Origin of the sequence: Pseudomonas sp. NPDC088429 (assembly GCF_044753305.1) — a bacterium.
In the GTDB taxonomy this organism is placed as follows: Bacteria; Pseudomonadota; Gammaproteobacteria; order Pseudomonadales; family Pseudomonadaceae; genus Aquipseudomonas; species Aquipseudomonas rustica.
Genome location: NZ_JBIVMX010000003.1, coordinates 175,335 through 199,912 on the forward strand (window position 1 = coordinate 175,335; position 24,578 = coordinate 199,912).

Consider the following 24,578-nt stretch of genomic DNA (forward strand, 5'->3'; position numbering starts at 1 on the left):
TGATGAATGCGACGCGGCGCTTGTGCCTGGTCTTGGGCGACCAATTATCTTTCGACCTCGCCTCCCTGCAAGGCCTCGATCAGGATCACGATGCCGTGTTGCTTGTCGAGGTGATGGAGGAAGCCAGCCATGTCCCCCACCATCCACAAAAAATCGTCCTGATCTTCAGTGCCATGCGGCATTTCGCCGAGGCTTTGCGTCAGCGTGGCGTTCGCGTGCACTACGTCACGCTAACGGATCCGGACAACAGCGGATCGGTGCCGAGCGAATTACAGCGCTGGCACGCACTGCTCAAACCCAGTGAGATTCACCTGACAGAGTGCGGTGACTGGCGCCTGGAGCAATCGATCAAGGATTGCGGCTTGCCCATCCACTGGCACAGCGATGCTCGCTTTCTTTGCACACGTAACGAATTTTCCGACTGGGCGCAGGGCAAAAAGCAACTGCGCATGGAGTTCTTTTACCGTGAAATGCGCCGCAAAAACAGGCTGTTACTCAACGGTGACGGCAGCCCGGTCGGAGGCGCCTGGAACTTCGACGCCGACAATCGCAAAGCCTTGCCCAAGGGCGTTCGGCCCCTTCCTCCCGTGCGCTTCAAACCCGACGCCATCACCCAAGAGGTGCTTGCGTTGGTGGCCGAACACTTCGCCAGCCACTACGGCGCGCTCGACACATTCGACTACCCGGTGACGCACGCCGACGCACAGGCATTGTGGGAGTACTTTCTCGATTGGGGACTGGCCGCGTTCGGCGATTATCAAGACGCCATGGCCAGCAACGAACCCTTTCTGTTCCATGCGCGGATCAGTGCGGCGCTCAACATTGGTCTGCTGGATCTTCGGCAGATTTGCAGCGATGTCGAATCAGCCTATTGGTCGGGCGGCATTCCGCTCAACGCGGCTGAAGGCTTTATTCGACAACTGATCGGCTGGCGCGAGTACGTCCATGGCGTCTACTGGCTGAAGATGCCCGACTACGCGCAAGGCAATGTCTTCGGCAACACCCGCGTGCTTCCAGAGTTTTACTGGACAGGCAAAACGCAGATGAACTGCATGCGCCAGGCCATCGGACAGAGCCTTGAACATGCTTATGCGCACCACATCCAAAGGCTGATGGTCACCGGCAATTTCGCCCTGCTCGCGGGCATCGCGCCCAGCCAGATATGCGACTGGTATCTGGCGATCTACATGGATGCCTTCGACTGGGTGGAACTGCCCAACACACTGGGCATGGTCATGCACGCCGATGGTGGTTATCTGGGTTCAAAACCCTATTGCGCGAGCGGCCAGTACATCAAGCGCATGTCTGACTATTGTCGTGGCTGCGCCTACAAAGTGAGCGAAAGCACCACCAACGACGCCTGCCCTTTCAATTCTTTGTATTGGCACTTCCTCATGCGCCACAGCGACCTACTGCGCGGCAATCAGCGCATGAGCATGCTCTATAAAAACCTCGACCGCATGCCTGAAGCCAAGCAGCAGGCGCTATGGCAACGCGGCGAGTTCTTGCTCGCCAAACTGGATCACGGTGAGTCGTTGTGAAAAAGAGCGAGCTGCCGGTCAAAACCTGCGTGACCTGCGGCCTTCCGTTCACTTGGAGAAAGAAATGGTCGCGCTGCTGGGAACAAGTGCGCTACTGCTCGGAGCGCTGCCGAAGAACCCGATAGATCTCGCCAACCACCTGAGCCACGGCTTCTTCAATCGTGCCTTCATTGCGGCACAACACCCAACCCTGATCCGCCACCGCGCGCGCGAACGCCTCGGTACACGCCACGTGTTCTTCGCGCTTGTGGATCACCGTGCTGCCCAACCCCCGGGAGCGTGCCGCCGCCCTTGCCCAGGAAATATCAGGATCGGTCACGACGCCGACATGCAGATCCGGCACGCGCACGTCTCGCGTCATGTTCATTTGGAGAATCTCTGCGAGCGGGACGGTACGGCGAAACGCCGCGTCTGACGGGTACCAACGGTCGATCAGGATGATGCTGTCCAGCGGTTGCTTGGGCAGCACATGCTGTGAAATCCAGCTGCGGCTATCCGCCAGACGCTGACAAATAGCCCACTCCAGATCCGTTGAGGGGTCTCTTGCGAATTGATTGACGAGGGTCATGGTGCCAGCCCTGTCGGGATCGTTTTTTCTCTCGCACAGGCGAATGACTTTCTTGTTGTCGGCCCTCAGGGCTGCCGTCACGGCTTCCAACAATGTGGTTTTGCCGGTGCCTTTGGGGCCATCGAGAGAAATAAACAGCGCGGGATTCATCGTTCACACGGCGTGTTGAGACATTGGTGGGCACTTTAACCGTATTGATGCCATTCAATCAGCTCATAGCTGTCCCTTGCCTACATTTCTTTGCCTGACCCGAAGCTGCATTTCAATCTCTGCAATCTTGTCATTTGCCAACACTTGAGGCACGGTCGAACCCACTGACATCTCTGCCAAAGGAATCACGCCATGTCGAAGCTCTATCCCAGTATCGATCCCGAGGGGTTGGTCGAGTACTCCGTGGTCTACACCGACCGCTCGCTGAACCACATGTCGCAGTCCTTTCAAGCGGTGATGAAGAACATTTCCCAGACCCTCAAGCAGGTCTACAACGCCCAAGGCGTTGCCGTGGTGCCGGGCAGCGGCACGTTCGGCATGGAAGCGGTGGCGCGGCAGTTTGCGACTGGCCAGCAATGCCTGGTGATACGCAATGGCTGGTTCAGTTATCGCTGGAGCCAGATCCTTGAAATGGGCAACATCCCGGCCGCCACCACGGTGCTGAAAGCTCGCCCCGTCGATGCCGGTCACCAGGCTGCGTACGCCCCGCCACCGCTGGACGAAGTGCTGGCAGCGATCGCCGCGCAAAAGCCGAAGATTGTCTTCGCTCCCCACGTTGAAACGTCCTCCGGGATTATCCTGCCCGACGAGTACCTGCGGGCCGTCGGCGATGCCGTACATGCGGTGGGTGGTCTGTTCGTGCTGGACTGCATCGCCTCGGGCACGCTTTGGGTTGATATGCACAAATGCGCGGTCGACCTGCTGATCAGCGCCCCACAGAAAGGCTGGAGCGCCTCCCCTTGCTGCGCGCTGGTGATGTTCAGCTCATTAGCCCTTGAGCGCATCGAACACACGCAAAGCAGCAGCTTTGCCTGCGACCTGAAAAAGTGGCTGCAAATCATGCAGGCCTACGAACAGGGCGGCCACGCCTACCACGCGACCATGCCCAGCGATTCCCTCGCACGGTTTAACGACGTGATGAAAGAAACCCAGGCCTACGGTTTCGACAAGATTCGCGACGAGCAACAGGTGCTGGGTGATCGGGTGCGCGCGATGTTGACCGGCAAGGGCTTCAAAAGCGTCGCCGCTGAAGGCTTTCAGGCCCCGGGTGTGGTGGTGAGTTACACCGACGATGCCGACATCAAAAACGGCAAGAAATTTGCCAATCATGGTTTGCAGATCGCCGCCGGCGTGCCGTTGCAATGCGACGAACCGGCCGACTTTCAAACCTTCCGCATCGGGTTGTTCGGGCTGGAGAAGCTGCACAATTTCGAGCGTACGGTGAGCACGCTAGAGCAGGCGCTGGATGAGGTGATGGTTGACTGATCGGGCGCGGATGACTCGTCGTTCCGGACACATTGTGTAAAGCGATCGCCGAACCTTTGCTGCGAAAACACCGTCCGAGCTAAGGCATCACTGCTTCCGGCTCGCCACGAGGTTTCCGTTTGAAAGCTGCCATCGTCAAAAAATACCGTTTGATCATCAAGACCCTGGGCTATGTCGGCTGGGCGTTGTTCTGGCTGTTGCTGTGGGACATCGCCGTCACGGTCGACTTCATGCTGTTTCTCAACGCCAAGCTGAATTTGCCGCTGATGCCCCTTACGTTATTGGGTTCGGCATTGATCGTGCTGATCAGTTTTAGAAACAGCAGCGCTTACAACCGCTGGTGGGAAGCGCGGACGCTGTGGGGCTCGATGATCAACAGTTCGCGCAGCTTTGCCCGGCAGGTGCTGACGTTGCTGGATGATCCCGACAGCGAAGTTAATCCGGTCAAGTCCACCTTGCTGCGCCGCCATGTGGCGTACGTCAATTGCCTTGCGGCACATCTGCAAGGTTTGCCTTGCCCTGAGGAAGTCCGGGCGTTTATTCCCGCTGATGAGTTCGCCCGCAGCGGCACCACCAATAACTTTGCCAACGACATCCTCACCGGCTCCGCTGCGTTGTTGGCGCGGGAATACAAGGCCGGGCGTCTGGACAGCATTCGTCTGGCGCGGCTGGAGTCGACGCTGGTGGATCTCTCGAACAGTCAGGGCGGTATGGAGCGGATCGCGAATACGCCGCTGCCCTACCCTTATGTGTATTTTCCGCGCCTGTTTATTTCGCTGTTCTGCCTGATCGTGCCGGTGGGGTTGGTGGAATCGCTGGGCTGGTTTACGCCGCTGGCTTCGACCGTGGTTGGTTTTATGCTGCTGGCCATCGAGCGGATTGGCACGGATCTGCAGAGCCCGTTTCGCCATAGCGAGCATCAGATTCAGATGGAAGCGCTGTGCGAAACCATCGAGAAAAACTTGCAGTCGATGCAGCGCGACTCGTTAGGCATTGAACGACGCAGCGAAGCTTTCACGCAGCCCTTGTAGGAGCTGCGGCACGCTGCGATCTTTTGATCTTTAAACAATCAACATCAAAAGATCGCAGCGTGCCGCAGCTCCTACAGGGAATCGTTGGCTGTCATAACTTACGGTTTATTTGTCGAAAGCGCTGTTTTTTGAGATTTCAAATATTTATCCCGCCCGTTGAACAGCGCCCATCCCGTTGAAAGACAGACCATTCGGCAGTGATCTACGCTTTACGCCGAATTGATGATTTAACTGGATAGTTAACTAACTATATAATGGCCATCTCATTTCAACGGGACACTCAACGTGAAGCAGAGTCAACGCCTCTCGGGCATATCAAAATTCATTCTGGTCGGGCTGGGCGTCGTCATCGCCCTGCTCGGCTTGGCGCTGGCTGCGGGCGGCGTGAAGTTGGTCAGCCTGGGAGGCTCGTGGTACTTCCTGGTGGGTGGCTTGGTCATGGCCGTTTCCGGTCTGTTGATCGCGCGCTTCAAACTGAGCGGTGCCTGGTTGTTCGCGGCGTTCCTGGTCGGGACGGCGATCTGGGCGGGCAGTGATGCCGGTCTGGTGTTCTGGCCGGTGTTCTCGCGCCTGTTCATGTTCAGCGCGATCGGCTTGGTGGTGGCCTTGGTCTACCCGATGCTCAAGCGCGCCAACGGTGGCGTTGCGGGTCGCGGCGCTTACGGCGTTGCCGCTGTGTTGGCGGTTGGCCTGGCCGTTGCTGCCGGCAACATGTTCGTCGCGCATCCGACCGTTGCCGCCACCGGCACTGGCCCGGGCCTCACTCCGGTTGAGCCGGACAAGGCGCAGAAGGATTGGGCGCACTACGGTAATACCGAAGGTGGCAGCCGCTTCGCTGCACTGGATCAGATCAATCGCAACAACGTCGACAAGCTCAAAGTAGCGTGGACCTATCACACCGGCGACATTGCCGAGAGCGATGGCAACGGCGCCGAAGACCAGCTCACCCCGCTGCAAATCGGCAACAAAGTGTTTATCTGCACCCCGCACAACAACCTGATCGCCCTCGATGCCGACACCGGCAAAGAGCTGTGGAAGAACTCGATCAACGCCCAGTCGAAAGTCTGGCAGCGCTGCCGTGGCATGGCCTATTTCGATGCGACTGCCGCCATTGCCCAGCCGAGCAATTCGAGCATCATCGAAGCCAAACCGGCGCCGGCCGCCAATTGCCAGCGTCGTCTGCTGACCAATACCATTGATGCTCGCCTGATCGCGGTCGATGCCGACACTGGTGAGTTCTGCCAGGGTTTCGGCAACAACGGTCAGGTCGATCTGAAGGCCGGTCTGGGTAACGTCCCGGACAGCTACTATCAGTTGTCCTCCGCACCGTTGATGGCCGGCACCACTGTCGTGGTCGGCGGTCGCGTGGCTGATAACGTGCAAACCGACATGCCGGGCGGCGTGATCCGTGGTTTCGACGTGATGACCGGCGCCATGCGCTGGGCGTTCGACCCGGGCAACCCGCAGGATCGCAACGCGCCGGCAGACGGCAGCACCTACGTGCGCAGCACGCCGAACAGCTGGGCACCGATGTCGTATGACCCGGCGACCAACACGGTCTTCCTGCCGATGGGCAGTTCGTCCACCGACATCTATGGTGTCGAGCGCAGCAAACTCGATCACACCTACGGTGCTTCGATTCTCGCGCTGGACGCCACCAGCGGTGAAGAGCGCTGGGTGTTCCAGACCGTGCACAACGATCTCTGGGACTTCGACCTGCCAATGCAGCCGAGCCTGATCGACTTCACCAAGGACGGCAAAACCGTTCCGGCGCTGGTCATCGGCACCAAGGCCGGGCAGATCTACGTGCTCGACCGTGCCACCGGCAAACCGTTGACCGACGTAAAAGAAGTGCCGGTCAAAGCGGCGAACATCCCGAACGAACCGTACTCCCCTACCCAGCCGAAATCGGTGGGCATGCCGCAGATCGGTGCGCAGCACCTGACCGAATCCGACATGTGGGGCGCCACCCCGTACGATCAGTTGCTCTGCCGCATCGACTTCAAAGGCATGCGTTACGACGGTTTGTACACCGCGCCGGGCATGGATAAATCGTTGAGCTTCCCGGGTTCGCTGGGCGGCATGAACTGGGGCAGCATCTCGACTGACCCGGTACACGGTTTCATCTTCGTCAACGACATGCGTCTGGGTCTGTGGATTCAGATGATCCCGTCGCAGAACAAAGGCCAGGCCACGTCCGGCGGCGAAGCACTGAACACCGGCATGGGCGCCGTTCCGCTGAAGGGCACACCTTACGCGGTGAACAAAAACCGCTTCCTGTCGGTGGCCGGCATTCCGTGCCAGGCACCGCCGTTCGGCACCCTGACCGCAATCGACATGAAGACGCAGAAAATCGCCTGGCAGGTTCCAGTCGGCACGGTTGAAGACACCGGTCCGTTGGGTATCCGCATGCACCTGCCGATCAAGATCGGTCTGCCAACCCTCGGCGGCACGCTGTCGACCCAGGGTGGCCTGATCTTCATCGCTGGCACGCAGGATTTCTACCTGCGCGCGTTCAACAGCGGCAACGGTGAGGAAGTCTGGAAAGCGCGTCTGCCGGTGGGCAGCCAGGGCGGCCCGATGACTTACGTCTCGCCGAAAACCGGCAAGCAGTACATCGTCATCACCGCGGGCGGCGCTCGTCAGTCGACCGATCGTGGCGACCTCGTCATGGCCTACGCGTTGCCGTAAGCCGTCGTCACTTCATCCAGTCAAGCGCGGCACCTTAGGGTGCCGCGCTGCTTTGCTCCATTGCCCAAGATTCCAGCAGGAAGATTCACATGCAATCGGCTGTTCGTTTTTCTCGTTCCGACCTGTTCAAAGGCCTGTTGATCGGCCTTTCCTGCACCACTGCCCTGCCCGCGCTGGCCGCCGGCGAATCCGATCTGTTTACCCGCAGCACGCTCACTGGCGACTGGGGCGGATTGCGTCATCAGATGGATGAACAAGGCGTCAAATTCACCGGCGATTACAGCGGCGAAACCGCTTACAACGCTGACGGCGGCTTGCACCGTTCGGCGCGTTACTCGCAGAACATCAAGCTCGGCGTGCAGTTCGATCTGAGCAAATTGTATGGCGTCGATAACGCCGGCAAAGTGCAATTGACCATCAACGACAGGCGCGGCAACAGCGCTTCAGAAGACCTTGTCGGCAACCGTTTGCCGATTCAGGAAAACTACGGCGGCCTGTACACGCGCCTGACCGAACTGAGTTACGAGCGCAGCCTGTTTACCCCGGCGCTCAATGTGAAACTCGGCTACATGGCGATGGGCAACGACCTCGGCGGCCTCGACAGCGGCATTCTCTGCAACTTCATGAACGCAGGGTTCTGCGGTCATCCGCTGAACATGTCCGGTGGCAGCGGCTGGACCAACTACCCCAACGCGCATTTGGGCGTGCGGGTGAAATACGACCTGTCGTCCTCCTGGCAATTGCGCGTGGCGGCGTTCAACGTCGACCCGCAAAGCAACGGCAACTCCAGTCGCGCCTGGCACCTTGGGCCGAAACACACCACCGGTACGGTGGTGCCGATCGAGCTGGTGTACAAGCACGGCGGCGAATTGCCTGGCGAATACAAGGTGGGTTACTACTACGACAGCTCCGACGTTAAACGCATCGGCAGCGACGATGAAGTGTCCGGTCGCGGCGGTCATTATTTGCTGGTTGATCAAGCGGTGTGGGCTTCGCAGACTTCCACCGGCCGCAGCCTGCACGCGTTCGGTCAGTATTCAGCGGCCAGCGACGCGGCCTCGCCGTTCAGCAAGTGGTATGGCACTGGCGTGGTGTTGTACAAACCGTTCGACAGCCGCCCGCATGACACCGTCGCGCTGGGTTACGGTCGCGCCGTGCCTAACCCACGCAGCCGTGATGTGCAGCAAGACGCTGCACTGGCGAATGGCACCGCGTTCCCGAATCTGGACAGCGCCGAGCAATTGATCGAATTGGGTTATGGCTATCAAGCCACGCCATGGCTGACGCTGCGCCCGAATGTGCAATACATCATCGAACCAGGCGCGTTCTCGGGGCAAGACATCGACAACGCACTGGTCGTGGGCCTGCAAGTAAAAGCCTCGCTCTAACACCACGCCCTGTAGGAGCTGCCGCAGGCTGCGATCTTTTGACGTTGTTTTTTAAGATCAAAAGATCGCAGCCTGCGGCAGCTCCTACAAGGGTTCAGCGTTGTATGTGTAATAGATTCAGCGTTGCAGTGTGTAAGGGGTTTAGTGTTGCAGGGCGTAGCGGCGACAGTGTTCGAGATAGCCTTTCTCATGACTGCCAACCAACTGCACAACACTCGACCAAAGCCAAGACGGCGCATCCAGCGTCTTCGATCGGCAGTTCTGCAACTCGCTGATCCACGATGACCGCGTCGCCAGATCCATCTGTCGCGCATGGGCAATCCCCACCACTCGCGCCAGATACCCCGCCGCCAACATCGCATCACGCTGACTCAACTGATCGAGTTCCAGCTTCATGTCCTGCGGCAGCAATTCGCGGACAAAAAATCCGTGGTCGAGCACGCGCGTCGCAATCATGCGGTTACCCAACCCCGGCGATAGAAACCGCGCGCCCTCAACCACACGTTTACCGTTATCGCGCGGCATCGAAGATCTGGCCGCACGCGGTGCTGCAGCCGTTACCGCTTCTTTGACATCGAGCAGGCAGAAGTCCTGATCATCGCCCTCACCCACACCCAACAACACCGCGTAACGCTTCAATCCGAGCGAGCTGCAGCCTTTGACCCAATACGCCGAGTCGAGCAGTTTGACCCGGTCATCCTTCGACCGGCCCTTCAACGAAGTCACTAACGTATGAATATCGTCGGTAGCGCACAGGGTTTTCAGCGCCGCACGCTCTGCCCGCGAAAGCGACCAGAAGTGTTTGCCCAAGGGAATCGTCGGTTTGGTGTTCTCGATACGCTCCTGCGCCAGATGCTTCCACGTGCGCTGCACGGCACTGCGCATGCCAGCCTTGACCTGCGCCGGGCGTGGCGGCTCTTTATCGACATCGTCAACAAACGCTTGCTCGTAGCCGCGCATCATTTCTTCGAGCATGCGCGCGGTCGCGACACCGGGCAGATCGGAACCGCGTGCCGCCGTGGCCAATGACAGGGCCAGTCTGACCAGGTCGTGCGCGGGATTGCCGATAACGGTCTGATCGAGGTCGCGGATATGGATGTCGATCTGCCCTTTCAGATCCCCGGTGGGCCCGAGGTTGCCGGCGTGGCAATCGCCACAGATCCATACGGCAGGCCCGTGGGGAAGGCGCCGGCCGGGTTGGCTGTGCAGCCATTCATAAAATTGCACCGTGCTGCCGCGAACATAAGCATGCGCTGACCTCGCCATCTTGAAATTTCGCAGTTGCGAAAGGGTTTCCAGGCGTGCGGAGGGACGAGGTGTTTTCATGGGGACTTCTGGCAGGGGATGTGCTCTGTTGACCCCTGCCCTCAGCTGATTGTTTCAAGATGTTTCGTCAAAATCTAAAAAACATCACAAATACCAGCGATATTCCCGCGCGCTGATCTCCTGCATAAACGCCAAATGATCCTGACGTTTGTTCTCGCAATACACATCCACAAACTCGGCGCCCAGCCCTTCACGCAATTGCGGCTGCTGCTGCATGGTTTTTACCGCTTCAAACATTTCAGTGGGGAAACCGATACCGCTGTCACGGTCTTCATTCAGCGGCGCGATGGGTTCCTTGCCCGCTGCCAAGCCGTGCTCCAGTCCCACCAGAATCGCTGCCAACACCAGATACGGATTGGCATCCGCGCCGGCCAGTCGATATTCAATGCGCAGGTTTTTCGCGTCCGATTCAGGAATGCGCAAACACGCATCACGATCCTCAAAACCCCAGCTTGCCTTGGTCGCCGTGTTTACCGTACCGCCCAAGCGGCGCATCGCGTTCTGGTTCGGGGCGAAGATCGGCATGCTGTGCGGCAACAATTCCAGACACCCCGCCACCGCATGACGCAACGGCTGTTGTTGATTCGCCGCCAGCAGGTTATTGCCGTCAGCATCGTAAAGACTGACGTGCACATGCATGCCGCTGCCCGGGTGCTGCAAATACGGTTTGGCCATGAAACTGGCGCGATAACCGTGCTTGAGTGCCACGCCACGGGTGCTGCGGCAGAACAGCGCCGCCCAATCCGCTGCACGCAAACCATCATCGAGATGCCCGAAATTGATTTCAAACTGACCGGGGCCGAGTTCCGCCGTGATCACCGTGGCGTCGATACCCTGCGCTCGTGTCGCCTCGACCATCTCATCCAGCACCGGCGCAAACCGCGACAAGCGCTCGATGTGCATGTTCGGCTGATCATCGGCATCGTCGGTCAGGTCATCACGAGGGAATTGCGGGAGGCCGTCGCGCAGCTTTTTATCGAACAGATAAAACTCCAGCTCGAACGCCACCACTGGGTGAATGCCTTTACGCGCCAGTCGATCGAGTACCTGCGCCAGCACTTCACGGGGTTCGAATTCGATGGGTTTTTCAGTGCCGTCCGAGGTAATCAGCATCTGCCCCAGCGGCTGCGCTTCCCAGGTCACCGGCTTCAGCGTGCCCGGCACCAAACGCCGTACGGCATCCGGATCGCCATCGTTAAAGCAGTAATCACCAATTTTAAACAAACCGCCCTGCACGCCCAGCAGCACGCAGTTTTGCGGCAACTTGAGCGCGCTGCCCGCCGCGACTTTTTCGAGCATGTCGATCGGGTAGCGCTTGCCGTAAAAGTGCCCCGGAATATCCAGAGAAATCAGGTCGACATAACGCACTTCGGGGTGTTGTTGGCGAAACGCGCGCACTTCAGCCAACAGGTCGGCGCAGACAGCGTCCATCGTGTTCATCCTTTATTTGTTGTTATCAGGTGTAGACCCACAGCACGCGTGTGAGCTGATCGGTGAGATTGCCGTAGCGGCAAACGGTGTGGCTGTCGAACTGGAAACTGTCGCCAGCCTTGAGCGTTGCCGGCTCTTCGTCGTCGCCCAGCCACAGCGTCAACTCGCCTTCGAGCACGTAACCGCCCTGCTCCGAGCTGTCCGTCATATGCCGATCGCCGCTGCTGGCGCCCGCTTCCAGATGACTTTCAAGCATGGAGAACGAGGCGCGCATCTGCGGCGACACCAGAATGTCGGTGATGCCGTTGGCGTAATACAACGTGCGGCGCTCGTCCGGGCGCGTGACCCACGGCAGCTCTTTAGGCTTGGGCAAACTGTAGAAATACGTGGTCGGCACGCCAAAGGTTTCGCTGATCGCGGTGAGGTCTGCCACGGTTGGCCGCGACAGGCCGCGCTCGACCTGCGAGAGAAAACCCACCGAGCGGCCGATCTTGTCGGCCAGCTCTTTCAGCGTCCACTTCTTGTGCTTGCGCAGGTCATGGATGAGGATCGCCAGTGCGGCGATTTCTTCTTGCTTGTTCATGATTCAACTTCCGGAAAGTGACGCATCAGACGCTGTCACGCAGTCGATACCAGGCCTTGCCGATGGCTTCCAGCGGCGCGGCAAAATGTTTACCGCCGGGGAAACGACCGTTGCTCAGGCCTTGGTACAACGCCAATTCATCGCTCTGACCGAGGATCGCATCGGACACCGCGCGGGCGGCGGCCAGTGTCGGCAACACGCCGTGCCCCGAGTAACCCTGAAGCCAATAGCGGTTGCCCTCGCTGCCGACATCCGGCGTGCGCTTCAACGTCAGATCGATATGGCCGCCCCAGGCAAATTCCACCTCGACGCCTTTGAGTTGCGGGAACACTCGCTGCAGAAACGGCCGAGTGGCCGCCGCAATATCCTTGGGCATGCCGCCCAGATAGGTGCAGCCACCGCCGAACAACAAACGGTTGTCCGGTGTGCGGCGGAAATAATCGAGGACGAATTGGTTGTCGGTCACGCAGACGTTGCTCGGCAGCAATGCCGTGGCTTGCTCCGGCGTCAACGTCGCGGTGGCGACCTGATAAGTGCCGACCGGCAAAATGCAGGCGGCCAGTTGTGGATCGAGTTCATCGAGATAAGCGTTGCAGGCAAGGATCAACACATCAGCGCGAACTGATCCGCGCGCAGTGTTGACCCGAAAACCTGCGCCCTCCTCCTGATAACTCAGCGCTTTGCTTTGTTCGTAGATGTGGCCGCCGGCACGTTCTATCGCGGCGGCAAGGCCGAGGGCCAGTTTCAAAGGATTGAGGTGTGCGCCTTCCGGGTCATAGAGCCCGGCTTGATATCGCTCGCTGGCCACCCACTCGGGCAACTGTTCACGCGCAATGAACCGCAAAGCATCGTGGCCCCATTTGTGGCTGGCCTCGTGTTGCCATTCGGTCAGCAAGCCAACCCGGCGCGGCATCACAGACGTCCACAAATGGCCGGGCCGGTAGTCGCAATCAAAACCATGACGCCCCGGCAATTCACGCAACTCCTGCGCCGCCCAGCGCATACCGTCCCACAGACGTTTGGCGCGTTCATGGCCGAGCGCGGCTTCCAGCGGCGGCATGTCGCACGACCAGCCAAGAATCGCCTGCCCGCCATTACGCCCCGAAGCCGCCCACGCCACCCGACTGGCTTCCAGCAAAGTCACGCGTTTACCGGCCAAGGCCAGACGCAACGCGGTGTGCAACCCACTGAAACCGGCGCCAATGATGACGACGTCGGTGTGCTGCTCGCCTTCCAGCGCAGGTCGCTCACGCAAAATATCGGCGCAACTGTGGGCGTAATAGCTGTCGACGTGCTGCGTGGATTGCTGAAACATTCGCGACCTCATGAAATTATCTTTTTATAATTTCATGAAAATCTACAGAACTAATTTCACGCAAGCAACATCGGCAGTGTGAAAACACAGATGTTTAATGATCAAAAATCGTAACGCGCCGTCATCCCCAGCGTCCTCGGCGTGCCCAACACCCCGGTATAAGCACCATTCGGTGAATTCCACAGCGTGGTGTAGTAAGTCTTGTCGAAGGCATTTTTCAACCACAACGACACGTCCCACTGAGCCTTGCCCCAATCACCGCGCACGCCGGTGGACAGGTTGACCAGTCCATAACCCGGCAACTGCGCTTCACTGGAATCATCAACGGTGCCGACTGCATGCGAGCGCCAGGCGTAGTTGCCGTTGACGTAGGGTTGCAGGCCGTCCTGCAGATTCCATTGATAACTGGCGCTGGTGTTGAAGATCCATTTCGACGCGCCCACCACCGCGTGGCCACTGAGGTCGCAGGATGCCGGGGCGCCGGGGCGCAAAGCCACTTCGGCGGGACACGGTGCATCATCGTAAGACAGGTAACGCACATCGTTGAACGAGCCGTTGGCGTTGATCGTCAGGCCCGACATTGGCCGCCAACTGCTGTCGAGTTCCAGTCCTCGACTGCGCACCGTGCCGGCGTTGGTCAAATAGCTGGTGAGCGAGACATCGTCGTAAGCGTTGGTCTGGTAGCCATGCACCACCGTCCAGAACAGATTGGCATTGAGCAGCAAGCGCTGGTCGAGCAGCGTGGTTTTGATGCCCAGTTCGGCGTCGTTGGCGCGTTCGCTGCCGATCAACAACGAGTCGGCACCTGCGACGGGGGCGCTGGCCACGCCGAGATTGACGCCGCCGGATTTCTCGCCGTGCGACAACGAGCCGTACGCCAGCACTTGATCACTGACATGCCAGGCCAGACTGGCCAGCGCCGAGGGGCTGAAACTGTAGAGGCTCAAGTCGCCGGAATCGTAAGCACCGACCCTCGCATCTCTGACGCGCAATGCAGCGGCGCTGGCCGCATCGCCACCGAGCGGCACGTTGCGGGTGACCTCTGCGAGTTTGCGTTCATAGGTGCCGCGCACGCCCAGGCTGAAATCCAGGGTTGGCGTCAAGTGCCAGGTGCCTTGGGCAAACGTGGCGTAACTGTCGGTGTCGACATCGCCATGGCCGACGCTGGTGACGTTGTTCAGCGCGCCCTGCGGGGTACCGTTCCACGTGTCCGCCAACGGGCCGTAATCGGTGAACACTGTGTTGCTCATTTCCTGGCGGAAGTAATAGGCGCCGAGCACGTAGTCGAAATGTTCACCCACCGGTGAGGCCAGACGAATCTCTTGCGAATATTGTTTGTCGCGCGCGGATTGCCCGACGTTGTGCATCACGTCGACGTTCAGCTCATCATCATTGCGCGGGGTGAAATCCCACCAGCGATAGGCGCTGATCGAGGTCAGTGTGTAATCCCCGGCCAGATTCCAGTTGGCTTCCAGCGAGGTGCCGCCCTGAAACACCGTGACGTTCTGATCGGCATCCAGATTGACCCGACGGCCGTCCACCAGCGTCGCCCCGACCGCCGCTGCACGCTGTTGGTAACGGTTGACGCCGTTGATCACCGGCCCGGTGCTGAACAGCGAACGCGTGCCAGCGCTGGAATCTTCCTCATGATAATCGGCCAGCCAGCGCAGATTGAAATCCTCGTTGGGCTGAAACTCCAGTTGCCCACGAACACCTTGGCGCATGCCGCCGCCGAGTTCATGGCCGTCGTACTCGTTTTTCACGTAGCCGTTTTCATGAGTCTTGTAAGCGGCGATGCGCCCGGTGAGCGTGTCATTCAACGGCCCGGAAAAACTCGCTTGAGTCTGCGAGTAACCGTCCTCGCCGACCGACGTCGCGAGGGTGCCTTGCGGTGTCGCTGAGGGGCGACGCGTGGTGATGTTGAGCACGCCCGCCGTGGTGTTCTTGCCGAACAAGGTGCCTTGCGGGCCGCGCAGCAATTCGATCTGCTCGACATCGAGCAAGTCGAACACGGCCATGCCGGGGCGGCCGAGATAGACGTTGTCCAGATAGATCCCGGCGCTGCCTTCCAGACCATCGCTCGCCGGATTGTTGCCCAAGCCACGAATCGACAGGCTCGACTGCCGAGCGTGCATAAACGCGACGTTGACGCTCGGCATCGCCTGCTGCAAATCCTGCAGGCGATACAGACGTTGTTCCTCAAGGGTTTGCGCGCCGAGCACGCTCATTGCCGTGGGCACTTGTTGCGCGTCTTCGCTACGACGACGGGACTCGACCGTTACCGTTTGCAAGACATCGCTGTTGCCGGGTAAATCATTGGCGATCGCCGGCAGCAGCGGCATTAACGAACACAAGCCCAGAGCGGTCGCAGAAAAATTGCGCGAATAAAGAAGATTCATCGGTGGTTCCTGGAGCTGCATCACGCAGCTCTTTGAGAGGAATCGATACTTCGCTGCGCGTGGCCTGCGTGAGCGTGATCGTTGCGGTTGAGGTTAAGGTTTGGGTTTGAGGTTTATGGGTGATCAGTCACGCAGCCATGGCAGGTCTTCGCGTTGATAGCGGTGAGCACGGAAGATCGCGTTGTTTTCGCCCGGCAGATAACGGCGCGAGGCGGCATCGGGGTACGTGGCGAAGTGTGGATTGACGTATTCCCAGACCACATCGCCGGCTGGCGTCACTTCAAACAACCGACCGAAGTTGGCCTCAGTGACCAGCGTGTTGCCGTTATGCAACCGCTGCGCGCCGCCCATGAACGGGGTGAAAAACGCATAGCCCGGGGTGTCGGCGTATTGCCATTCGATGCGCTGAGTCGACGGATTGATTTCGAGGATGCGCGAGTGCGGCATGCTCACGTGCGGGCGGAAGATGCCGTTGTCGAACACCAGCACGTTGCCGTTTTCCAGTTCGCTCGGGCAATGTTGCTGGGCGACCAAATCGTGGCCCAAACGCCACAACACCTCGCCGCTGCCGCGCTGCACGGCGATCACCGAAGACACGCTGCGCAGGCTGAGAATCACCTTGCCGTCACGGCCCGGCGTCACCGCGTTGGTCATTGGCCAGTGATGCCGCTCGAAGGCTTCGTGCAGCGGATAGTCTTCCGGTTGCAGGTGTTCCCAGCTGCGCCATTCCCACACCGTGTTGCCTTGGCGATCGACTTCCTTGACCACGTCGGCATAAATCACCCCGCCCGGCGCCTCGCTACCGGGAATGCCGCCGACCACGCGTTTCGCCAGTTCCGGCGGCAACGGCTCGGCGGTGGTGTAGAGCAGATGGCCGTTATCCAGCCATTGCGCATCGTGGTGATGAAGCAGATCGGTGTGCTGCCAGACCACTTCGCCGTCCGGAGTGACTTCGCTGAACGCGCCGCCGTGCCACACCGACCAGCCCGGAAACAGATCTGGCGAATCCGGGTGATTGCCGTTGTAGCCGAGGTTGCCGTTGCGCAAGATCACCGCGTCGCGACCGGGGCGTTGCGGGAGTTTCCAGCGGTGCACGACTTCGCCATCGAGGTCGATGAGGAACACATTGCCGTCCGCCGTTTGCGGTGCGAACAGCGTATAGCCGCCGGCGCTACGGGTGTGATCGACGGCGATGAGGCCGGTTTTACGACGTTTGAGTGTGGTGGGATGCAGTTGAGGCATGGCTTTTCTCCAGGCGAGTGAATCCCGGCCGCGAGCAACGCGGCACGGTCAGTTCAAAGGGTTATTGAGGGTTGGGCAGCAAGCGGTTAAAGCGGTCGTCGAAGATTTGCTCGACCTGCAGCGGTCGCGGAATCAAGCGCTCGGCGGCGAACATGTCGGCCAGATGCTGCTGCGAATCGATGACGGTTTTTTCAATCGGCACATAACGCAGATCCTGATGCGCGAGCATCTCTTGCACCAGCGCGACCGGCAGGCGCGTGGTCTGCGCGAATACCTCGGCCCACGCTTGTGGATGCGCGGTGGCCCAAGCCTGAGCGCGGGCAAATCTGCTCAGCAGGTCGCCGAGTTGCGCTGCCCGCTGCGAGTCGTTCAGGGTTTGCAGGCCGGCGACGGTGAAGTTCAGACCTGTTTCCGGCCAGCCACTGCCGTCGACCAACACGCGGGCACCGCGCGAAGTGGCCTGCCCCACAAACGGATACCACACCGCCCAGCCATCGAGTTTGCCGCTGGCGAAAGCGTTTTGCGCATCCACCGGGCTGACGTAAGCAATGTTCACATCACGAGGCGTCAGCCCGGCACGCTGCAGGGCCGCGAGTAAAAGGTAATGGCCGCTACTGCCTTTGGCCACGGCCACGCGTTGACCCTTGAGATCGGCGACTTCCGTGACGGTGGAGCCTTCCGGCACCAGCAGCGCATTGTTGTTCTGCGCGCCACTGGCCACACCAACGATGCGCACATCGTAGCCGCCGGCCTGAGCGAATACCGGCGGCGCATTGCCGACCACACCGACGTCGATGGCCCCGGCACTCAGTGCTTCAAGCATCGTCGTGCCGGCCAGGAATGGATGCCACGACAGCGAATACGTGATGCCCTCGTCCTCGCCGGCGGCGTGCAGCAGCGCCTGAGTCAAACCGCTCTGGTCACCGACTTTCAGCCCGTCGTTCGCCGCCCAAAGCGGATGTGCGATCAACAACGCAGCGCAGCACAACAGCGCTTTCAGAGTGAGCGATGGCTTGGCAGCAGAAGGTTTTACCGGCATTGTCGTGCTCTCATTTTTGCGTTGAATTCAGTATGTCGAGGCCCGCCGTGCCGCTCCATGCCAAACACCCCTCCTTTCCTGCCATCCCGGACATCGCCGCGCAGCCCGTGCGTACCGTGGTGGTGTTGGCGTTCGATGATTTGCTGCTACTCAACGCGGCCGGGCCACTGGAGGTTTTTGCGGCGATCCCGCGCGTGCTCGGCGGAGCGTTCATCGGCAGCCCGCCCTACCGACTGTTGATCGCTTCGGCGCAGGGTGGGCAGGTGATGTCGATTTCGGGGATCAGCGTGAGTACGTGCTCGCTTGAGCAAATCGATCAAATGGCGCCGCAGATCGACACGTTGATTGTCGCCGGCGGCCCGGGCATGGCGGCACTTGAGGCTGACGAACGTGCTTGCGACTGGTTGCGGGGTCGCTCTGCAAACATCCGCCGGCTCTGCTCGATTGGCACCGGCACCTTTGCCCTCGCGGCTGCCGGATTGCTCGACGGGCGCCAAGTGGTGACGCACTGGAAATTCGCCGCTGAATTGCAGGCGCGTTATCCGGCGGTGCGCTGCCAGACCGACGCGCTGTACCTGCACGACGGCAATCTGTGGACGTGTGGCGGCGCGACGGCGGGCATTGATTTGGCATTGGGGCTGGTTGAACAGGATTTGGGCGCGCAAGCGGCGTTGTCACTGGCGCGTTATTTCACGGTGTTCCTCTGGCGCGGCGCGGAACAACCGCAGCTAAGCGCGTCACTCAATGCGCAATCGAGTGCCTTGCGCACCGATCCGGACGTGCGTGTGGCGCGTCTGCACGCGTGGATTGCCGGGCACCTCAACGAAGATTTACGCGTGGAACGACTGGCCGAGCAATTCGGCATGAGTCCTCGGCACTTCGCCCGCGCCTATGTCGCCGCGACCGGGCAGACACCGGAGCAAGCGGTCGAACAATTGCGTCTTGAGGCGGCCTGCCGATTGCTGAAAACCAGCCATGAACCGATCAAGCGAATCGCCGAAACCGTCGGTTTTGGTCGCGAGGAACGCATGCGCCGCACCTTCCAGAAGCATCTCGCTACGAGCCCGAATGGCTATCGCAACCAGACCGACGCACCTGAGCCGTTAGATCGCCGGCAATCCTCCCGCGTCGGCATCGCGCTGGAGTGGTTAGCCCAATAGCGTCGGCGCAACGGCCAGCTCGACGCGCGCCACCAAACCTTTGCGGCGCTGATTGCGCAACGTCAGATCACCGCCCTGCTCCCGTATGATCGCTCGCGCCGCCGACAGTCCGAGGCCGACGCCACCGGTGCTGCGGTTGCGCGAAGTCTCCAGACGGAAGAACGGGTCGAAGACCTTTTCCAGCGCCTCTTCCGGAATGCCCGGCCCTTCATCGCTGACCTCGATGCGAATTGCGTAATCATTACGGCTCAAAGTGATGCGCGGATTGCGCGCGTACTTCACGGCGTTTTCCAGCAGATTGACGATCACTCGTTTGATGCCCAGCGGCCGGCCGTTGTAAACCAGATGCGCCGGACCGTCGAAGTCGACATCAATGTGTTGGTCGCGATAGTCGTCGACGATGGTTTGCAGCAACTCCGACAGATCGAACGCCGTTGTCGCCTCGCGATGGGTGTCTTCGCGGAAGAACTCCAGCGCCGCGTTGATCATCGATTGCATCTCTTCGACATCACGGATCAGTTTGCGCTGATGGTCGAGGTCTTCCATGAATTCGCTGCGCAGACGCATGCGCGTCAGTGGCGCACGCAAGTCGTGGGAAATCGAAGCGAGCATGTGCGTGCGCTCGGCAATGAAATGCTGAATCTGCGCCTGCATGGTGTTGAAGGCGACGATGGCCTGGCGGATCTCGTGAGGCCCTTCGACCTTGATCGGCGGTGCGCGCAAGTCGGTGCCGAAGCGTCTCGCGGCAGTGGCAAAGCGTTGTAGTGGATTAGCCAATTGGCGGGTAGCGACCCAGGCGACAAGGAACGTGGCGATCAATCCCAAGGCGATGATGATCGCGATCCGCGTGCCGATTTCCAGGCCCCAACTCCTTTCAGGCGGGGTGAATGACAACCAGCTGCCATCGACCAATTGCACCAGCGCGGCGTAATGCGCCTGAGGATTGTCCCGCGTCCAGTCGCCGGGGTTGAACGCCTCGATGTTTCGATCACCCCCCAACAACTGTTCCAGCACCGGCACCCGACTCGCTTCAACGCGGGCGCCGTCGTTGGGCAAACCAAAATCGGCGCGCTGCGCCTTCCACACGACTTGCAGCATGTCGCTGCTGGCGGCTTGCGCCAGTTGCGGGCGCAAGTCAGCGGGCGCGACCTCGATCAGCCGCGAGGTGACGGCGATCTGCTCGAGCAGCCCGGTACGCTCGATGGGCGGACGCGCCCAGATGCCGGCGACTTGAATAAACAAAGCATTCAACGCCACCGATGCGAGCATCGCCGCGACGATGGTCAGGGCAATGCGTCGCCGCAGCGTGTCGCCGCGCAGTAGCCGCCCGATCACGTGCGGCTGACCTTGGCAGTGAACATATAGCCGCCATTGCGCACCGTTCGGATCAGATCCGGACGCTTGCAGTCGGGCTCTATCTTGCGGCGCAAACGGCTGACCTGGACATCAATGCTGCGGTCGAAAGCGTCATGTCCTTGGCCGTGAGTCAGGTCGATCAATTGTTCGCGCGTGAGGATGCGTTGCGGATGATCGAGGAACACCACCAACAGATCGAACTCGCCGCCGGACAGCGGAATCATCACGTTTTCGGGTGAGCGCAATTCGCGGCAAGTGATGTCCAGATGCCAACCGGCAAAGGCAATTACCGGTCGCGACGGCTCAACCGGACTGGCCTGTTCACCGGCGCGGCGTTGCAATGCGCGGACACGAGCAAGCAATTCCTGCGGGGCGAACGGTTTGGTCAGGTAGTCATCGGCGCCGAGTTCGAGGCCGACGATGCGATCGCTCAACTCGGCCATCGCCGTGAGCATGATGATCGGAATGCCCATCTGCGCCCGCACTTTCTGGCACAGGCTCAGGCCGCCTTCGCCGGGCATCATCACGTCGAGAATGAGCGTGTCCGGACGCCCCAGCGCAATCGCCGCCCACATCGCTTCACCGTTCTCGGCAACATCGACGTCATAGCCGTGCTGGGTGAAGAACTTCTTCAACAAGGAGAGGATTTCCACGTCATCGTCGACGAACAGCAATTTGCTCACGGGTACAAAATCCATGGACCGAAAGCCGCCAATCTAAAGCCATTTGCCGCTGCGGGTCATTTATTTCAATCGAGCAACATTTCGTCCGGAGCGACATCAAGCGGACATCGTATGGCAAAAACCCTCGGGCACCCTGTGCGCATTCCAATCCAAAGGGTTTGCATGATGGATTTCAACAGCGGCCATAACAGCAAAAGCCACACCGCCAATCGCCCATTGATTCTGAGCCAGCGCACCGCCGCGCTGGGCCACGATACGCCGATCGTTTTTCAGGAGTCATGCCTGGGGGTTTCCAACGATCAGACCCGGGTCGTCCTGCGTCGTTATTTCGAGCACTTCAGCCCGACCAATGCGCACTGGGTTGAGTACGTTCACAGCATTTCTACCGCGGACCTTATCGAGTGGGTCATGAGCCACGGTCATCTGCACATCGAGTGCTCGGACAACACCCCGTCTCACCAAAAGGAAGCACGTTGATGATGCGCATTCGCTCACTCTCGCTGGTCATGGCGACCACCCTGAGTCTGTCAGCCTGCAGCAATAACAAAGTTGAACCGAAAAGCGGATTTCTGCAGAGCTACAGCGTGCTGACGGAGCGCCACTCGCCTTCGGGTCAACCGGTGCTGAGTTGGGTCAGCCCGGCGTTGGCCAGAGCGCGCTATACCCAGGTCTATCTGGCGCCGAGCCAGTTTTACCCCAGCGCCGTCCCGACTGAACGGATACCCCTCAGCACGCTGGCCGGCGTCACCGATTACTACGACGCGGCGCTCAGGCTCGAATTGGGCAAGGTGCTGCATATCGTCAACAAACCCGGCCCGAACACGTTAATTGTCAGACCCGCCATCACCCGGGTGGCCACCAGCACCCAGGGTTTGCGCTTCTATGAATGGCTGCCGGTGACTCTGGTCGCCGCTGGCGTGAGCACAGCCACCGGGATCCGCGATCAGGACAGTGAAATCAGCACCGAAGTGTCGTTTGAGGATGGCTCGACCGGTGAAGTGGTTGCCGAAGTCGTGCGCAAAGGCACCGGGGTGCCGCTGGACAATGACAAGCAAATCCTCAAGGCCGATGACATCAAAGTGGTGCTCGATGGCTGGGCCAGTGATTTGAGCCAGTCCTATACCGCCCTCCATAAATAGCTTGCTCGCGAACGCATCCGGTCATTCAACATCGACGCTGAATGAACCGGCCCCTTCGCCGTAATGGCCTGCCCAATTTGCATCGAGTAGTAGACGTTTTTGACCTCTGTAGGAGCTGCCGAAGGCTGCGATCTTTTGATCTTTAATAGCAAGATCAAAAGATCGCAGCCTTCGGCAGCTCCTACAGGGATTGAAGGGGCTTCTGCTAAAAAACCGTCGTTCCGGTTGATCGGGACGGCGGTTTTTTGCGGGCACGCTTGCTCTTGCATGGGTTATGGCGCGTTGACCACCACGTAGGTCACGTCGCTGCCCTGATACTGCGGTTGATACCAGGTTGAGCCGCATTGCATGTAGGCGACGTTGTAACGGATGACCTGCGTACAACTGCTGGGCATTTGCGCAGGCGTCATTATGGAACCGACTACCGCCGCCGTCACCGCGACGGTGGCCGTCACAGCAGCGGCGGTTGCTATCGGGTGGTAATGGTCGTCGTAGCCGTAGCGACCATGGCCATCCACGTCGATGTCGACGTCACGGTGGTTATTGACGTTCACATTGCGTGTGCTGTTGTTGACGTAATTGCGATTGCCGACGTTGTTACCGGCATTGACCCGGTTGCCCGAGTTGACCCGATTACCCGCGTGCGCCCGATTGCCGGCGTTCACATTCGCCCGCTGCGGCGGGTTGATCCGTTGCGCGCGATGTACATTCGGCGCAGGGGCGCGGTTGACCGATGCTCGCGCATGCCCTTGGGCGCGCATGGGTCTGGCGTCCGCTTCAGCGATCAGGCCGGCGGTCAGCAGCGCAGCGGTCGCCAGTGAGATGCACAAACTCCACGACATTGACTTGATCATGTCACTGCCCTCCCTGATCGCTGGCTTTCTTCATCGCGATCGCCACGTCGCCCTTGGCCGGTTTGAAGGTGAAGATCGAATCTGCAATCGTCGGTTTGAGATTCCAGTGGTACACGGCACTGTATTCAGGCGAGCTTTTTTCGTCGGTGGTGGTAATCACCAGTTTGCACGGCAACGGCTTGTCGGAGCGGGTGATCCACAGTTGCCAGTCAATGCCCTCCTGCCGAAACGCCAGGTGATCGCACAGTTGCCCCTTAATCGTCGACGGTCCGACGTACAACGCCGCTTTCAGCGCATCAATCTGCGACTGGTCGCTGCCGAACAAAAACAGATCTTCCATCGGCACTTGCACGCCGTAGTGATCCTCGATCATGTGCAGCGCCTCGGCGACCTTCGGCGGCGCATCGACGGTGGTGTAGTACTTGAGATACGGCGAATACTGAGTGAGTTTTTTGCCGTTGTAGAAAAACTCGCGAGTGCGTACGTCGCCTTCGGTTTTGGCGTACATGCGGTCATGGCCGACGACCTTCAGGGTATTGGACGACTCGGTTTTGATTTTCTGCCCGGACTCCAGAACGGTGTCCCGCGACACATCGGCATCGACCTGAAACTTCGGCAGGCTGCGCAGGTAATTGCCCATGTCGATGAGCTTGTCGACCACCTGCGGGTTGACCGGCGGGCTGTCGTCGGTTGCCGGCGGATCGTCGGCATGCACCACGGGGCTGAGGATCAGGCTGAAGAACAGGCACAAAACAGGTGTTCCGGCTTTCATGGATCCCACTCCTGGCCCGGTCGGGCCGTCGCTCCCGGAAGATATTCAAATGCTCGGATACCCGGCGTTGGCAAGCATTGCCCGCGCGCTGGAAAGCTGAGCCTAGACCGCCATCCCCAAGAGTGCCAATGGCCGCCCGTCCTTTCCCTGCAAGGCAGGTCTGTAACACCTCACCGTCGAAAAACTCTACAAGAGCTCCACTCGAACCAAGGCGGAACACCGTGAAAACCTACAAAAAATTCAAGCTCAACGACGACGTCAGCCTGCAGATCATCAGCATTTCCGAACACATGTTGACGGCGCGGTTCTGGTTTACCGGCAAGGGCTTCGGCAGCACTCATCACCACACCAATGAAGAAGTGAATGTGGTCATCAATGGCGAGTTCATCGCGACTAACGGTGACGAACAGTTCCCGGTGTATCCGGGACAAGCGGTGTGCGTGGCGCCCAACGTCGAACACGACATGCGCTGCCTGACGCCGGTCGGCGAGATGATTTCCACTTGGACGCCGCCGCGCCAGGATTTGATCGAGAAATTTGCCCAGCCCGAATGACAGGGGCTCATTCACTTAAAAGGAGTGTCG

22 protein-coding genes are annotated in these 24,578 nt (G+C 59.7%); 10 read left to right on the top strand and 12 right to left on the bottom strand.

Annotation, left to right across the window (positions count from 1 at the left end; genetic code table 11):
• Window positions 1-2 precede the first annotated feature (2 nt).
• Together ACIP66_RS03640 and ACIP66_RS03645 are read left to right on the top strand one after the other, a co-directional pair.
• Complete coding sequence (locus tag ACIP66_RS03640; protein WP_400645504.1) at window positions 3-1,541, top strand: cryptochrome/photolyase family protein; 1,539 nt, start codon at window positions 3-5, stop codon at window positions 1,539-1,541.
• Window positions 1,538-1,666: a DUF2256 domain-containing protein gene (locus tag ACIP66_RS03645; protein ID WP_082341438.1), complete on the top strand. Its 129-nt coding sequence runs from the start codon at window positions 1,538-1,540 to the stop codon at window positions 1,664-1,666. The genes ACIP66_RS03640 and ACIP66_RS03645 overlap by 4 nt, the downstream gene beginning before the upstream one ends.
• On the opposite strand, the gene ACIP66_RS03650 is transcribed toward ACIP66_RS03645, so the two are convergent.
• Complete coding sequence (locus ACIP66_RS03650) at window positions 1,633-2,259, bottom strand: dTMP kinase (RefSeq protein ID WP_400645506.1); 627 nt, start codon at window positions 2,257-2,259, stop codon at window positions 1,633-1,635. The two genes, ACIP66_RS03645 and ACIP66_RS03650, sit on opposite strands and share 34 nt — an antisense overlap.
• Window positions 2,260-2,451: 192 nt before the next feature.
• On the opposite strand from ACIP66_RS03650, the gene ACIP66_RS03655 reads away from it, so the two are divergent.
• The 4 genes from ACIP66_RS03655 to ACIP66_RS03670 all read left to right on the top strand — a co-directional run bounded on the left by ACIP66_RS03655 (window position 2,452) and on the right by ACIP66_RS03670 (window position 8,695).
• Entirely contained in the window at window positions 2,452-3,585 is a 1,134-nt protein-coding gene (locus ACIP66_RS03655; protein ID WP_400645509.1) for an aminotransferase class V-fold PLP-dependent enzyme, read from the top strand.
• A gap of 119 nt (window positions 3,586-3,704) precedes the next feature.
• The gene (locus ACIP66_RS03660; protein ID WP_400645512.1) at window positions 3,705-4,616 is read left to right on the top strand and encodes a bestrophin family protein; all 912 of its coding nucleotides are present in this window, start codon (window positions 3,705-3,707) and stop codon (window positions 4,614-4,616) included.
• A gap of 285 nt (window positions 4,617-4,901) precedes the next feature.
• Window positions 4,902-7,307 (top strand): glucose/quinate/shikimate family membrane-bound PQQ-dependent dehydrogenase, encoded by a 2,406-nt coding sequence (locus ACIP66_RS03665; RefSeq protein WP_400645515.1) that lies wholly within the window; start codon window positions 4,902-4,904, stop codon window positions 7,305-7,307.
• An 89-nt stretch (window positions 7,308-7,396) separates the two neighbouring features.
• Window positions 7,397-8,695 carry a carbohydrate porin gene (locus ACIP66_RS03670; RefSeq protein WP_400645517.1) on the top strand — a complete coding sequence of 433 codons (1,299 nt, stop codon included), beginning with the start codon at window positions 7,397-7,399 and terminating at the stop codon, window positions 8,693-8,695.
• A 141-nt stretch (window positions 8,696-8,836) separates the two neighbouring features.
• Here ACIP66_RS03670 and ACIP66_RS03675 read toward each other — a convergent pair whose 3' ends face one another.
• The 7 genes from ACIP66_RS03675 to ACIP66_RS03705 all read right to left on the bottom strand — a co-directional run bounded on the left by ACIP66_RS03675 (window position 8,837) and on the right by ACIP66_RS03705 (window position 18,030).
• Window positions 8,837-10,021 (bottom strand): DUF2252 family protein, encoded by a 1,185-nt coding sequence (locus tag ACIP66_RS03675; RefSeq protein ID WP_159811796.1) that lies wholly within the window; start codon window positions 10,019-10,021, stop codon window positions 8,837-8,839.
• Between the two features lie 84 nt (window positions 10,022-10,105).
• A complete protein-coding gene (locus tag ACIP66_RS03680; RefSeq protein ID WP_053120123.1) occupies window positions 10,106-11,452 on the bottom strand; it encodes a glutamine synthetase family protein in 1,347 nt (448 codons plus the stop codon).
• A 25-nt stretch (window positions 11,453-11,477) separates the two neighbouring features.
• Window positions 11,478-12,035, bottom strand: a complete 558-nt coding sequence (locus tag ACIP66_RS03685; protein WP_053120121.1) for a helix-turn-helix domain-containing protein — start codon at window positions 12,033-12,035, stop codon at window positions 11,478-11,480.
• Window positions 12,036-12,060: 25 nt separating this feature from the next.
• Window positions 12,061-13,350 carry an NAD(P)/FAD-dependent oxidoreductase gene (locus ACIP66_RS03690; RefSeq protein ID WP_400645522.1) on the bottom strand — a complete coding sequence of 430 codons (1,290 nt, stop codon included), beginning with the start codon at window positions 13,348-13,350 and terminating at the stop codon, window positions 12,061-12,063.
• A gap of 101 nt (window positions 13,351-13,451) precedes the next feature.
• Window positions 13,452-15,749, bottom strand: a complete 2,298-nt coding sequence (locus tag ACIP66_RS03695) for a TonB-dependent receptor (RefSeq protein WP_400645524.1) — start codon at window positions 15,747-15,749, stop codon at window positions 13,452-13,454.
• Window positions 15,750-15,872: 123 nt separating this feature from the next.
• Window positions 15,873-16,991, bottom strand: a complete 1,119-nt coding sequence (locus ACIP66_RS03700; RefSeq protein WP_212549498.1) for an aryl-sulfate sulfotransferase — start codon at window positions 16,989-16,991, stop codon at window positions 15,873-15,875.
• A gap of 61 nt (window positions 16,992-17,052) precedes the next feature.
• Window positions 17,053-18,030 (bottom strand): ABC transporter substrate-binding protein, encoded by a 978-nt coding sequence (locus ACIP66_RS03705; RefSeq protein WP_400645526.1) that lies wholly within the window; start codon window positions 18,028-18,030, stop codon window positions 17,053-17,055.
• 47 nt (window positions 18,031-18,077) lie between these two features.
• Between ACIP66_RS03705 and ACIP66_RS03710 the strand changes: the two genes are divergently transcribed.
• Entirely contained in the window at window positions 18,078-19,190 is a 1,113-nt protein-coding gene (locus ACIP66_RS03710) for a GlxA family transcriptional regulator (protein WP_400645529.1), read from the top strand.
• On the opposite strand, the gene ACIP66_RS03715 is transcribed toward ACIP66_RS03710, so the two are convergent.
• Both ACIP66_RS03715 and ACIP66_RS03720 read right to left on the bottom strand, forming a co-directional pair.
• Window positions 19,179-20,525, bottom strand: coding sequence for an ATP-binding protein (locus ACIP66_RS03715; protein ID WP_400645531.1), 1,347 nt, complete (start codon window positions 20,523-20,525; stop codon window positions 19,179-19,181). The two genes, ACIP66_RS03710 and ACIP66_RS03715, sit on opposite strands and share 12 nt — an antisense overlap.
• Entirely contained in the window at window positions 20,522-21,244 is a 723-nt protein-coding gene (locus ACIP66_RS03720) for a response regulator (RefSeq protein WP_400645534.1), read from the bottom strand. The genes ACIP66_RS03715 and ACIP66_RS03720 overlap by 4 nt, the downstream gene beginning before the upstream one ends.
• 147 nt (window positions 21,245-21,391) lie before the next feature.
• Here ACIP66_RS03720 and ACIP66_RS03725 point away from each other — a divergent pair, with 147 nt between their 5' ends.
• Both ACIP66_RS03725 and ACIP66_RS03730 read left to right on the top strand, forming a co-directional pair.
• Entirely contained in the window at window positions 21,392-21,706 is a 315-nt protein-coding gene (locus ACIP66_RS03725) for a hypothetical protein (RefSeq protein ID WP_159811804.1), read from the top strand.
• On the top strand, window positions 21,706-22,368 hold the full coding sequence (locus ACIP66_RS03730; protein ID WP_400645536.1) for a DUF3313 domain-containing protein: 663 nt from the start codon (window positions 21,706-21,708) through the stop codon (window positions 22,366-22,368). The genes ACIP66_RS03725 and ACIP66_RS03730 overlap by 1 nt, the downstream gene beginning before the upstream one ends.
• A gap of 272 nt (window positions 22,369-22,640) precedes the next feature.
• Here ACIP66_RS03730 and ACIP66_RS03735 read toward each other — a convergent pair whose 3' ends face one another.
• Window positions 22,641-23,222, bottom strand: a complete 582-nt coding sequence (locus ACIP66_RS03735) for a hypothetical protein (protein WP_159811806.1) — start codon at window positions 23,220-23,222, stop codon at window positions 22,641-22,643.
• A gap of 1 nt (window position 23,223) precedes the next feature.
• Window positions 23,224-23,994 (bottom strand): DUF2092 domain-containing protein, encoded by a 771-nt coding sequence (locus ACIP66_RS03740; protein ID WP_159811807.1) that lies wholly within the window; start codon window positions 23,992-23,994, stop codon window positions 23,224-23,226.
• Window positions 23,995-24,215: 221 nt separating this feature from the next.
• Here ACIP66_RS03740 and ACIP66_RS03745 point away from each other — a divergent pair, with 221 nt between their 5' ends.
• Window positions 24,216-24,548: a cupin domain-containing protein gene (locus ACIP66_RS03745; protein ID WP_400645539.1), complete on the top strand. Its 333-nt coding sequence runs from the start codon at window positions 24,216-24,218 to the stop codon at window positions 24,546-24,548.
• Window positions 24,549-24,578: the final 30 nt, after the last annotated feature.